Source organism: Turicibacter sp. TJ11, from assembly GCF_021497505.1.
Taxonomy (GTDB): Bacteria; Bacillota_I; Bacilli_A; order MOL361; family Turicibacteraceae; genus Turicibacter.
Window position 1 is genome coordinate 1,050,415 of sequence record NZ_CP069349.1, and the last position, 12,949, is coordinate 1,063,363.

Sequence of the window (12,949 nt, forward strand, 5' to 3'; positions counted from 1 at the left end):
TCTTTCATTAAAATAATGTCATTTGATTACTTGGTGGTTGAACGGCTGCTTTAGTTGGTTTATCATTTCCAAGCTCCATATCACCAAAGACATTCATTAACTGTAATTTTTCAATTAATGTTTTAGATACTTTTCCACGCACTTGAACATCTTTAATCGTTTTAAAAGGTTCTTCCTCTCGTGCGGCAACGATCTGACGCGCAACGTTTTCTCCTAAACCATCTAACGCTGTAAAAGGTGGAATTAATGATTTTTTATCTTCTGAAATTTTAAAATCAACCGCTTGTGATTCTTCAATATTAAAGTTTTGGAAGTAAAAACCTCGTTCTGTCATTTCAAGCGCAATTTCTAAGATCGTGACTAAGTTCTTCTCTTTTGGTGTGGCCTCAAATCCTTTTTCTTCAATTTCATCTAATCGTTTACGAATAGCATCTGGACCTTTGACCATTGTTTCGATTTCAAACACATCTGCTCGTTTTGAAAAGTAAGCACAGTAATAATAAATTGGATGATGTACTTTAAACCAAGCAATTCGAATAGCCATTAAAACGTAGGCTGTGGCATGGGCTTTTGGGAACATGTACTTAATTTGACCACACGACCAAATGTACCACTCTGGAATATTATGCTTACGCATCTCTTCTTCGAATTCTTTCCATCCATCTGGAACTTTACTTGCCATTCCTTTACGAACGAACTCCATAATTTTGAAGGCTAATGCAGGCTCTAATCCACCGTACATTAAATAAACCATAATATCATCACGACAACCGATAACATTTTTAAACTCGATTTTTCCGAACTTTTCATATTTACCTGAAACTAAGTCAGCCGCATTATTTAACCAAACGTCAGTTCCATGTGAAAGCCCTGAAATTTTTACAAGTTCGGCAAATGTTTTAGGTTTAGTATCCTCTAACATGTTACGAACAAACGGTGTCCCAAACTCCGGAACCCCATACGAACCAGTCGTTGATCGAATTTGCTCTGGCGTTACTCCTAATGATTCCGTTGAGTAAAATAGTTTATAAACTTCTGGATCATCCGTTGGAATATCTTTTGGATCAATTCCTGAGATGTCTTGTAAGTAACGAATCACCGTCGGATCATCGTGTCCTAAAATATCAAGTTTTAATAAGTTATCATGAATTGAGTGGAAGTCAAAGTGCGTTGTACGCCACTCTGCTGTTGGATCGTCAGCGGGATATTGAATCGGGGTCACGTCATAAATATCCATATAGTTTGGAACAACAATAATTCCACCTGGATGTTGTCCCGATGTTCGACGAACGCCCTCGCATCCTTTAGCTAAACGCTCAATTTCTGCTGTTCGCATTTCACGATGGGTATCTTCTAAATATCCTCGAACATATCCAAAAGCCGTTTTTTCAGCAACGGTTCCGATTGTTCCTGCACGGAAAGCAAAATCATCACCGAACACTTCACGACAATATAAATGGGCAATGGGTTGATACTCTCCTGAGAAATTTAAATCGATATCTGGAACCTTATCTCCTTTAAACCCTAAGAATGTTTCAAACGGAATATCATGTCCATCTTTACGCATTTTAGTACCACAATGTGGGCAATTAGCATCAGGTAAGTCAAATCCTGATTCAGCATTTGCTAAAATATCTTGGAATGCTTCTTCTTCTGCACGAATCCCATAACGACTTTTTTCATCTTCATTCATTTTAAAGGCTGCAAATAAGCAATTTGGACAACGGTAATGCGGAGATAGTGGATTAACTTCTGTAATATCCATTAACGTTGCAACAAATGAAGATCCGACTGATCCTCGTGATCCAACTAGATAACCATCATCGAGTGATTTTTTAACTAACATGTGCGAAATATAATAAATAACAGCGAATCCATTCCCAATAATACTATTTAGCTCTTTTTCTAAACGATCAAGCACGTATTGTGGAAGTTCTTTTCCATACCACTCGTAAGCACGTTCATAACACATCTCACGTAAGCGATCTTTAATACTTGGAATTCCTTTATCCTTCAAGAAATCATCAGCTGGCGTAAATAACTCATCTTTAATCGCCTTAATCATTTCGCACTGATCCGCAATTTGATTCGGATTGGTCACAATGATTTCTTTTTGTTTTTCTTCACTTAAGAAATGAAAATCTTTATACATTTCGTCTGTCGTTCTAAAATGCATACTAGGAATCGACTTAATATCTGGATGATTTAATGGATGGCGTCCACCTCCTATTGATGGCGTACGTGTATAAATCTGACGATATATTTTATCTTCACGATTTAAGTGATGAACATCTCCTGTGGCACAGACGGGGATATTTAATTCTTCTCCTACCTTGATAATTCGCTCGATTGTTTGAAGAATATATCCTGCCATCTCTTTAGAGTTTAAATCAATTAAATGAGAGTAAACCTCTGGGGGTTGAACTTCTAAATAATCATAGAACTTAGCTTTTTCTTTTAACTCCTCGTATGATTTATTTAGTGCGGTTTCAAAAACCTCTCCGTTGACACAACTACTTCCAATTAATAAGCCTTCTCGATGAGCTTCTAAGTAGCTACGTCTAATTCGAGGTTGACCATATAAATCATTCGTCATCGATTGAGAAACGACTTTGAATAGGTTCTTAAATCCTACATCGTTTTTCGCTAAAATCGTGACATGCGTTGAATAATCAAGTTTAAACGATGTCTTTTCATCGACTAATTGATTAATTTCATCATGCTGCTTAATTCCTAGCTTCATCATATCCTTTAATAATAAAATAAAAGCTTGCCCCGTTGCACGAGCATCATAAATGGCACGGTGATGTTGTGTTAAGTCAACTTTAAAGAATTTTGATAAAGCTTTTAAGTTAAATCGTTTCATTTTGCGTTTGAATTTTTCATCAATGGTTGCGTCTGTTGCGTAGTTCCAATACACCCCAAACTCATGATGATACATGACACGTGCAGCAGCTAATGTATCAATGACTGGATTTGTGCATTCTCCTAAATTAAATCTTTTATACGTTGCATGTAGATGCCCCATGTCAAATGATGCATTATGAGCAACTAAAATACAGTCTTCTGACCATTCCTTAAATCGTCTCATGACATCTTCAAGTTCTGGCGCCTGATCGACATCACTTTGTAAAATGTGTGTCAGTTCAATCGTTTTTAAAGATAATTTACGATGAGGATTGGCGAAATCTGAAAATTCATCAATAATTGCACCGTTTTTAATTTTAACGGCTGCAATCTCAATAATCACATCATAATTTGTTGAAAATCCTGTTGTTTCGACGTCATAGACAACATAAGTGGCTTCGTTTAAATTGATTGGCTGTTCAGCCCAAGCGATTTTTGGCAGATCTTCAACTAAATTTCCTTCAAGTCCATAAATCACTTTAATATCATTTTTCTTTGCCGCATGATAAGCATCCGGAATGGCTTGCACCACCCCATGATCCGTTAACGCAATCGCCTTATGCCCCCACTGCGCTGCCTGCTTAATATAATCTGAAATATCTGTCACGGCGTCCATCGCACTCATTTTCGTATGCACATGAAGTTCAACACGTTTTTCATCATCTGGCGCTAAATCTTTTCGTGGTTCGGTTTTAGCATCGATCACTGTTGCTGAATTTACCATCATACTTAGTTCTTTTGAGAACGTATCAAATTGAATACGTCCACTTACACGAACCCAATTCCCTTTTTTCAAAATTTTAGGGACCATTTTTTTCGTTTCTGCTGATTTAGCAAACATTTTAATATAGATTGAGTCTGTATAATCCGTGAACTTAGCGGTAATAAGCATCATTTCACCATTTCGGACATCACGTGTTTCTGCGTCAAAGATATAACCTTCTAAAATACAACGACTCATTTCATCATCAATATCTTTACAATTCATTGGGGTTCCATTAATCGGGCCACCAATGGATGTTTCTGTGACTTCTGGTTCCTTACGTGAATAGCCCCCTCTACTTCCTCCATAAGTCCCTTCTTCTTTTCGATAAGACGGTTTAGCTGGTTCTGGTTTAGGTTCAACCGGCTTTGGAACTTCAACAATTGGCGGTAATTCGGTCTCACGTTTTGTTAAGATTTCTGCATCTGATAAAGCTTCCTCACAATAGATGGGGCGAACTTTTTTAATTGGAAATCCAAATCGTTCATAAGTTTGCTGAAGTTTTAACGCATATTTTTGTTCAATTTCTTGATAATACTGCTCCTCTTTCACCGCAATTTGCAGTTCCTCACCAACAACGGTTGCTTTAAAACTTTCTAAACAACGAATTAACAAATCTTGACGACTTAAATACTCAATCATTAACGGCCAATACTCTAAAATTTGTTCTTCTGTTGGACGACATAAATAGCGAATCGTAAATGAGGCTTGATTAACGGTTTGAATTCGTCCAAATGTTTGATCAAATCGTGAGTAAAATTCATAAAAAGCAGCTAAAACAAGAGGTGTATCAAATGTTAAATGAAAAAGTAACTCTTGACGCTGACGAAAAACGTCTACTTTTTCAATCATTTTTTCTTCAAATAAAAAAAGTTGATGCTCTGGATATTGAATTTGTTCTAATAAAATCTGCATCTGTTTTTGCATGCGGGGATCCCCCTTTTCTATCTCAAAAGAATAATTAATCATAACTTATACATTTTATCATTATTTATCAATTATTTCATTATTAAAATTTAACCAACCTAGCCTTGAAATTGAGAGTGATCCCTTTATTTCTCTAATCAGTAGCCATCAAATTTAATAACTTCTAAGCTTCCCGTTAACTTAAGTAAACGCATAATTTTTTAAAATTCTTTTTAGTTAGCGACATCATTTAAATAAAAAAGTTCCCTCAAATGAGAGAACTTTTTTTATTAAGCTAATGTTTCGTATTTTTCTTGAACAAATGTCATTAAATCAGCTAAAGCGACTTCTTGAGTTTCACCAGTTTGACGAACTTTAACTTCGACTAATCCTTCAGAGATTCCACGTCCAACTGTAATGCGAATTGGTAAACCGATTAAATCTGCATCTGAGAATTTAACTCCTGCACGTTCTTTACGATCATCTAATAAGACATCAAATCCGATAGCTTTTAAGTCTGAGTAGATTTTTTGTGCAGCGTCTAATTGATCGGCTTTTTTCACATCAACAGGAACAACATGAATATCAAATGGTGCAATTGATTTTGGCCAAATCATTCCATTTTCATCATTGTTTTGTTCGATAACAGCCATCATGACACGGCTTACACCAATTCCATAGCATCCCATAATGATCGGTTGTTTCTTTTGATTTTCATCTAAGAAAACAGCATTCATAGGCTCAGAATATTTTGTTCCTAACTTAAAGACATGCCCAACTTCGATTCCTTTTGCATGATCAACAACACCGATTCCATCTGGAGATGGCGCACCAACTGGTAAATCAGCAACTTCAATGTTAGCGGCAAATGATCCTGTTGTTGAATAAACAATTGTATCTTCTCCTACTTCAGCTAATGCCATAAACTCAGCTGATTGAGAACCACCAATTTGCCCACTATCTGCTTCAACCATACGGAAGTTTAATCCACAACGTGTGAAGATATTCGTATAAGCCTTCACAAAGTTATTATAAGCTTCATCTAATGATTCTTGTGTCGCATGGAATGAATAAGCATCTTTCATGATAAATTCGCGTCCACGCATTAATCCGAAACGTGGACGAGCCTCATCACGGAATTTAGTTTGAATTTGATAAACTGTTAATGGTAATTTTTTGTATGAATTTAAAAAGTCACGCACAACATGTGTAATGACTTCTTCATGCGTTGGCCCTAAAGCAAATTCACGGTTATTACGATCGGTTAATCGCATTAACTCTGAACCGTAAACTTCCCAACGTCCTGACTCATCCCATAACTCTTTAGGTTGTAAAGCAGGCATTAATAATTCATTTCCGCCAATAGCATCTAACTCTTCGCGAACGATTCCTTCGACATTATTTAAAACACGTTTAGCTAACGGTAAGTAAGTATAAACTCCCGCTGCAACTTGTTTAATAAATCCAGCACGTAATAAGAATTGATGAGAACGAATTTCTGCATCACTTGGCACTTCACGTAACGTTGGAATAAACATCATGGATTGTTTCATGTTTGATCCTCCTAAAACTTACTATGCTTCATATTATATCGACAAATTACTGTCTCTAATTGTTCATTATCGCATCTTTTAACGACCTTTTCAATCTTTTTATGCACCAATTAAACGAATCACATCGTTAAAAGTGACATAAATAAATAATCCAAAGAATAAAAGAAGACCTGTCATATGAATATAACCTTCAATTTTTCGATCAACTGGTCGCCCAATAATCGCCTCAATTAAAACGAATAAAATACGTCCTCCATCTAGTGCTGGAATCGGTAATAAGTTCATAATTCCGATATTGACACTTAAAAAACCGATCCAAATTAGCAGCGAGGTTAATCCATAAGTGACGACAGTTGAGGTCATTTTATAAATCCCAACGGGTCCTGATAAATCGCCAATTCCTGCTTCTTTTGTCACAAATAACATTTTAAATGTTAAGAAAATTTGAGAAAAGGCTTCTTTTGTTTTATAAATTGAATATTCAAATCCACCAACGATTGATTTTTTATATTCGGGCTGAATTCCTAAAACAGCTGTTTTTACGCCTTCACGATCAATCATCTGAGGTTCAATTTGAACAGTGTATGTTTTCCCCTCACGAATGTAAGTTAAATCAGCTGCTTCTGTTGTACTTTGAATGGCATTAGTTAACTCTTCCCAATTACTAATCGCTTGTCCATTATATGAAACGATTTGATCACCCGCTTGTAAGCCAGCAATTTGTGCTGATGAGTCTTCTAATACTCCACCTAAAATATTTGAGTAGGTCGGCATTCCAACTGATAAGCCAACAATAAAAAATAAAACAAGTGCCAAAATAAAATTCATCGTTGCACCCGCTGCCATTGTTGCAAAACGTGCCCATTTCGATTTAGCTTCTAAACAACGTTCATAAGGTGCAATTTGCTGAGTTCCTTTTTCAAGAATATACTGAGCATTAGGTTCTACTCGATACTCTTGTTGCCCCCCCGTCTTCTGTTTCAATACAAATCACTAATTCTTTATATAAGTCAACCGATTGAATGGTTCCTTGAATCATGGATTGATTCGCTTGTGGTTTTAAGTAGATCTTATTAACTAGCCCATTTCGTGTTAAATCTAAGCCAACTAATTGTCCAACCTTAACCATTTCTTTTTCAGCTTCTTCACCGGCCATCGCAACATATCCACCGAATGGAATCGCACGAATAGAGTAAGTTGTCTCCCCCTTTTTCTTACTCCAAATAGTCGGTCCCATTCCAATTGAAAACTCATGACATAAAATACCGTAATGCTTTGCGACAAGAAAATGTCCTAATTCATGAACTAAAATAATGATACCTAGTGCTAAAATAAAACTTAATATTCCAATCATCTATTCTTCCTCCATTATTTATATTTCGTCATGATTTGTCGACGAACATCACTATCAATTGCTAATATCTCTTCTAACGTTGGACTTACCACTTTTTGATGCGAGGCTAAAGCTTGATACACGACGTCTTCAATTTCTAAGAAACTGATTTTATCCTTTAAAAATAAATCAACCGCAGCTTCATTTGCTGCATTTAAAACCGTTGGACAGCTTCCACCTTGACGACCTGCTTCATAAGCCATTTTTAAACATGGAAAACGTTCAAAATCCATCGGTTTAAACTCTAACGTTCCAACTTCGGCTAAATTTAAAGATTTAGCTTGTTTTAAATCAATGCGTTTAGGATAACTCATCGCAAACTGAATCGGAATACGCATATCTGGTGTTCCTAAATGTGCAATGACACTCGTATCTTCAAACTCTACCATCGAGTGAATAATACTTTGACGATGTAAAATCGTTTCAATTTGATCATAAGGCATATCAAATAACCAATGCGCCTCAATGACTTCTAGTCCTTTATTCATCATAGATGCTGAATCAATCGTGATTTTAGCTCCCATTGACCAGTTAGGATGATTTAACGCTTGCTCACGTGTCACACCTTTTAGCATGTCTCTTGTATAGTCTCTAAAAGATCCTCCACTCGCTGTAATGATGAGTTTTTTAACAGACTTTGAATCTTCACCTTGTAAGCACTGATAAATCGCTGAATGCTCACTGTCAACAGGTAATAACTCAACCCCGTATTGTTTCGCCTTTTCCATGACAAGATGCCCTGCTGTGACAAGCGTCTCTTTGTTAGCAATTCCAATCGTTCGTCTCATTTCAATGGCTTTTAATGTTGGTAATAACCCCACTGATCCCATCACCGCAGATAAAACAAAGTGTTCATCGGCTGGAATTAAATCATAAGTGGCAACATTCACTAAACCTTCATCTCCAAACCCAAAGGTTACTTTTGGATAAAGAGTGGCAAGTTGTTTCGCATCTTCTTCATGAATGACTGATACATAGGCTGGATTAAACTCTTCAATAATGGATTGAGTTAATGAAATATTACGCCCTGCTGAGAAAGCAACTAAGCGAAATTGATCAGGATGTTGTCTGATTACATCTAATGTTTGCGTACCAATTGAACCTGTTGCACCTAATAAATAAATATTTTTCATCTATATCACCACATTTAAAACATTAATCAAGATATAAAGCGCTAAAGAAGCATATAAATGGCTGTCTAAACGATCAAGGACACCACCATGCCCTGGAAATAGCTTACCAAAATCTTTAATTCCATATTCACGCTTCATAGAAGAGGCCACTAAATCTCCAAATTGAGCCACCACTGCTACAACTAAACTCATCATAATTAATGTCACAACATTTGTTGAAACACCTGTTAAGACTCCAAATAAAACCCCAACAATTACACCCGATAAAGTTCCTCCAACTGAACCTTCTAATGTTTTATTTGGGCTAATTCGAGGAGCTAGCTTTCGTTTTCCAAACTTGCGTCCGATAAAGTACGCTCCTGAATCGGTAATCGCAACCACTAAAATCATAAAGAAAAATAATGGTAATCCTAAAAAGCGAATAAATAACATGGAATGAAACGTCGAACCTACATAAAAAATCGTTAATAAGTAATAACCCGCATCATTAACTGTAAATTCTTTACGAATAATGACCACTAGTAATAAGATAAATAATAATAAAGACATCGTTCCTAGTCCAACCGTTAGTGTATTCGTAAATGATAAAGTTTTAAAGTTAAATGAGCTAAATACAAGCATTAACGTGGCAACCATTGTAAAAAGTTTCACTTCAATCGGTGTTTTTGCTCTAGTTTCTTTCATATCGATCATCTCTTGCGTTGCGACTAGCGTTAACAAGATTCCTAGAATGATAAATGGAAGTTTTCCATAAATTAAAATAGGTAGTAAAATTGCAATCATAATGATAGCTGTTATAACACGCTGCTTCATTGATTAACCACTCCTTTATTTTGATTCGTTTAAAGCACCAAATCGTCGGTTACGTGCTTGATAATCTGCTAAGGCCTCATATAATTGTTCCTCTTTAAAGTCAGGCCAGGCAACTGAGGTGAAATATAATTCTGCATAAGCTAATTGCCACAATAAGTAGTTACTAATACGTAATTCTCCACTTGTACGAATCATTAAATCTAGTGGTGGTAAATCACACGTCATTAGATGCTGCTCAATGACAGACTCATCAATTTCATCAACGGCTAACTCACCGTTTTGAACCTCTAACGCAATTTTTTGAATTGCTTGTTTAATCTCATCTTGTGATCCATAATTTAGAGCAATTGTTAGGGTCATCTTTTTATTATCTTTCGTTAATTCCGTAATTTCTTGTACTTTTTGTTGTAAATCTTTTGGAAGTTGTTCAACATTTCCAATCACTTTCAGTCTAATCTCATGTTCAACTAGTTCTGGAGCAAAATCATCAAAAAATTTGATGGGTAATTTCATTAAAAATTTTATCTCTTCCTCTGGACGCTTCCAATTTTCTGTTGAAAAAGCATATACTGTTAAAGCTTTAATTCCAATTGTGGCACATAGCTTTGTTATTTCTCGAACATTCATTGCTCCTTCTTGATGTCCCGCTGTTCTTGGAAGTCCACGCTTTTTAGCCCATCTTCCATTTCCATCTAAAATAATTGCAATATGTTGAGGTAACGGAGCTTTTAAAATCTGCTCTTGATTTACCTTTAACTTTCTCTTCTTTTTAAAGAACATTCAAGAAACCGCCTTTCATAAATTTAACCTATCTTATATATTTTAATACACTTAACATCTTTTTTCCACTGACATTCAAGAATTATACAAATAAATACAGTTTGATTAAAGTTTGCTTTATTTTTTCATAAAACCGCGCAATATTCTTATTCGCGATCCAAGAAATAAAAAAAGCTACTAAGATCAAATCTTAGCAGCTTTATCTATTTGAAATCATCGCCTTACACTGTATAAACTCATGACATCCATTCATACTATATTAGTATTTATTTTCGCTTTTGAGCTTTGTTTTTAATTCGAGAAACTTCTTCTTTCATTAGTGGGGAAATGTCGCGGCTTAACTCTACATCGCTTTTTTTGATGTCCTTACTAAAAGATAATTTAATAAATTTATCATCTTTTTCGTTCATGATCAATTTATTTTAATTAATCTTCTTGTTTGAAAAATCCATAACGTTGTGCACTCGTTTTAACTCGTGTTTCAACTTTATGATTTACTCGTTCTCGTTTCGTATCATCAAAAAACTCGGTTCCTAACTCGGTATCCATTTTTGATAGATCGATGTTTAATGCATTTTTCTTTAATTGCTTTGCCATATGACGACCTCCTTAACGTGTAAGAACGATGACAATGTTATTTTGGTTTTTTTGTCGAATTTTATACACGATCTTTCGCTAAGAGATGGCTTCTTAATTCATGTTTAAATCCCATTCATAGACATTGATCTCTCGAACTCCCATCAGATACATCTCTAAGTAAAAAGGAACGACATATCTTCCTAGCCAACGACTTCCTAACAATTGACAAGTCTTATTAGAGGCGATATTATCGGGAAGGCAACTAATATATAAGTAGTTCATTCCATGAATTTTTGCGATTCTTTTAATAATTTCACATGCTTTAGCTGCGTAATGATGGCCACGATAAGGAGGATAAATTTCATAGCCAATATTTCCTCCATAAAACGTGTTTTCATTATAGCCAATACGAATATCTATTTTACCAATTTCATAGGGCATCAGATGCTTTTTAATTTGAAAATGATACGATGGAGCTGCAAATTTTTCTAAGTGTGCCGGCACTTTTTTTTCAATAATTAAATCAATTTCTCCATCTGTCAAATAGCCAACTTCTTTAAATTGAAACATTAAACTCAACACCTTTCGTGTCCTTAACCTTACTTCTTTAACATCATACGTCAAATGTGTTAGAAAGATGAAAAAAATATACACATCTTTTGTTCAATTTTAAGTACCTAATTAGGCATTTAAAACGAATTGGCTAAGAAAACTTTATTTGAGTCAATGAATCCTCTTCTTATAACTTCACTCTTGATGATCATAAAAAAAGGACTGCTAATTTAGCAGTCCTTTATAACATTAGATTGACATGATGTCTTTTTCTTTTTCATCTGCAACAGCGTCAACTTCTTTGATTTTTTTATCAGTTAACTTTTGCACATCTTCAGTGTATCCTTTTAATGCATCTTCAGTGATATCACCATTTTTTTGTAATTTCTTTAATTCATCGTTTGCATCACGACGCACGTTACGTACAGCAACTTTTGCATCTTCAGCAAATCCTTTTACTTTTTTAGCTAACTCACGACGACGCTCTTCTGTTAAAGCAGGAACGTTTAAGCGAATAACTTCACCATCGTTGTTTGGTGTTAACCCGATGTTTGCTTCGTTGATTGCACGTTCAATTGAAGCTAATGTTGACTTATCATATGGTTTAACTACTAATTGACGAGCTTCAGGAACTGTCACTTGAGCCATTTGGTTAATTGGTGTTGGCATTCCGTAGTAGTCTACTTTAATGTTTTCTAATAAAGCAGCACTTGCGCGTCCTGTACGTAATACAGAAAATTCACGTTTTAATGAGTCGATTGCTTTGCTCATACGAGTTTCAGCATTATTTAATACATTTTTAGGCATGATTATCTCCCCTTTACAATTGTTCCAATTTTTTCACCAGCAACAGCTTTCTTAATATTCCCAGATTCATTCATATTAAACACTAATAATTCAATATCATTATCCATACATAAAGAAGCTGCTGTTGAATCCATCACTTGTAATCCTTGATTTAATACTTCTAAATATGATAATTCGTCGTATTTAGTTGCTTCTGGATTATAACGAGGATCCGCGTTATAAACTCCATCAACACCATTTTTAGCCATTAAAATAGCATCGGCATTAATTTCAGCCGCACGAAGTGCAGCCGTTGTATCTGTTGAGAAATAAGGATTTCCTGTTCCTCCACCGAAAATAACAATACGACCTTTTTCTAAATGACGAATGGCACGACGACGAATGTATGGTTCAGCAATTTGATTCATGTGAATTGATGTTTGGGTACGTGTTTGAATCCCACATCCTTCTAAAGCATTTTGTAAAGCTAAAGCATTCATGACAGTTGCTAACATTCCCATGTAATCAGCACTTGAGCGCTCCATTCCCATTTCACTTGCCGTTTTACCTCGCCAAATGTTACCTCCACCAACGATGATGGCAATTTCAACACCTGTTTCGTAGGCATTTTTAATTTGTAAGGCAATTTCTTGTACTGTTTCGGCGTCAATTCCGAATCCTTTTCCTCCTGCTAAAGCTTCACCACTAAGCTTTAAAACTACACGTTTATATGCAGACATTACGGCACCCACTTTCTCATCCTTTTATATCCAAAGCAAGGGAC

11 protein-coding genes are annotated in these 12,949 nt (G+C 35.6%); all 11 read right to left on the minus strand.

The genetic code is table 11. From position 1 onward, the window contains the following. Positions 1-7: 7 nt before the first annotated feature. Positions 8-4,597, minus strand: a complete 4,590-nt coding sequence (locus tag JRC48_RS04900) for a PolC-type DNA polymerase III (RefSeq protein ID WP_235070741.1) — start codon at positions 4,595-4,597, stop codon at positions 8-10. Positions 4,598-4,866: 269 nt separating this feature from the next. Next, entirely contained in the window at positions 4,867-6,129 is a 1,263-nt protein-coding gene (gene proS, locus JRC48_RS04905; RefSeq protein ID WP_235070742.1) for a proline--tRNA ligase, read from the minus strand. A 99-nt stretch (positions 6,130-6,228) separates the two neighbouring features. Next, on the minus strand, positions 6,229-7,113 hold the full coding sequence (gene rseP, locus JRC48_RS04910) for an RIP metalloprotease RseP (protein ID WP_235070743.1): 885 nt from the start codon (positions 7,111-7,113) through the stop codon (positions 6,229-6,231). Next, the gene (locus JRC48_RS04915; protein WP_235070744.1) at positions 7,067-7,483 is read right to left on the minus strand and encodes a site-2 protease family protein; all 417 of its coding nucleotides are present in this window, start codon (positions 7,481-7,483) and stop codon (positions 7,067-7,069) included. The genes rseP and JRC48_RS04915 overlap by 47 nt, the downstream gene beginning before the upstream one ends. A gap of 14 nt (positions 7,484-7,497) precedes the next feature. Next, positions 7,498-8,655, minus strand: a complete 1,158-nt coding sequence (gene dxr, locus JRC48_RS04920; RefSeq protein WP_235070745.1) for a 1-deoxy-D-xylulose-5-phosphate reductoisomerase — start codon at positions 8,653-8,655, stop codon at positions 7,498-7,500. Beyond that, a complete protein-coding gene (locus JRC48_RS04925) occupies positions 8,656-9,468 on the minus strand; it encodes a phosphatidate cytidylyltransferase (RefSeq protein WP_235070746.1) in 813 nt (270 codons plus the stop codon). It lies immediately after the preceding gene. Positions 9,469-9,483: 15 nt separating this feature from the next. Next, on the minus strand, positions 9,484-10,248 hold the full coding sequence (locus tag JRC48_RS04930) for an isoprenyl transferase (RefSeq protein WP_235070747.1): 765 nt from the start codon (positions 10,246-10,248) through the stop codon (positions 9,484-9,486). Between the two features lie 426 nt (positions 10,249-10,674). Beyond that, complete coding sequence (locus JRC48_RS04935) at positions 10,675-10,845, minus strand: hypothetical protein (RefSeq protein ID WP_235070748.1); 171 nt, start codon at positions 10,843-10,845, stop codon at positions 10,675-10,677. Between the two features lie 93 nt (positions 10,846-10,938). Further along, entirely contained in the window at positions 10,939-11,397 is a 459-nt protein-coding gene (locus JRC48_RS04940; protein WP_235070749.1) for a GNAT family N-acetyltransferase, read from the minus strand. Between the two features lie 231 nt (positions 11,398-11,628). After that, the gene (gene frr, locus JRC48_RS04945) at positions 11,629-12,186 is read right to left on the minus strand and encodes a ribosome recycling factor (RefSeq protein ID WP_235070750.1); all 558 of its coding nucleotides are present in this window, start codon (positions 12,184-12,186) and stop codon (positions 11,629-11,631) included. Positions 12,187-12,188: 2 nt separating this feature from the next. Then, positions 12,189-12,905 (minus strand): UMP kinase, encoded by a 717-nt coding sequence (gene pyrH / locus JRC48_RS04950; RefSeq protein WP_235070751.1) that lies wholly within the window; start codon positions 12,903-12,905, stop codon positions 12,189-12,191. Positions 12,906-12,949 lie beyond the last annotated feature (44 nt).

Coding starts and splice junctions, on each gene's coding strand:
- JRC48_RS04900 (WP_235070741.1), bottom strand. CDS start 4,597: ATGCAAAAACAGATGCAGATTTTATTAGAACAAATTCAATATCCAGAG.
- proS (WP_235070742.1), bottom strand. CDS start 6,129: ATGAAACAATCCATGATGTTTATTCCAACGTTACGTGAAGTGCCAAGT.
- JRC48_RS04915 (WP_235070744.1), bottom strand. CDS start 7,483: ATGATTGGAATATTAAGTTTTATTTTAGCACTAGGTATCATTATTTTA.
- dxr (WP_235070745.1), bottom strand. CDS start 8,655: ATGAAAAATATTTATTTATTAGGTGCAACAGGTTCAATTGGTACGCAA.
- JRC48_RS04925 (WP_235070746.1), bottom strand. CDS start 9,468: ATGAAGCAGCGTGTTATAACAGCTATCATTATGATTGCAATTTTACTA.
- JRC48_RS04930 (WP_235070747.1), bottom strand. CDS start 10,248: ATGTTCTTTAAAAAGAAGAGAAAGTTAAAGGTAAATCAAGAGCAGATT.
- JRC48_RS04935 (WP_235070748.1), bottom strand. CDS start 10,845: ATGGCAAAGCAATTAAAGAAAAATGCATTAAACATCGATCTATCAAAA.
- JRC48_RS04940 (WP_235070749.1), bottom strand. CDS start 11,397: ATGTTTCAATTTAAAGAAGTTGGCTATTTGACAGATGGAGAAATTGAT.
- frr (WP_235070750.1), bottom strand. CDS start 12,186: ATGCCTAAAAATGTATTAAATAATGCTGAAACTCGTATGAGCAAAGCA.
- pyrH (WP_235070751.1), bottom strand. CDS start 12,905: ATGTCTGCATATAAACGTGTAGTTTTAAAGCTTAGTGGTGAAGCTTTA.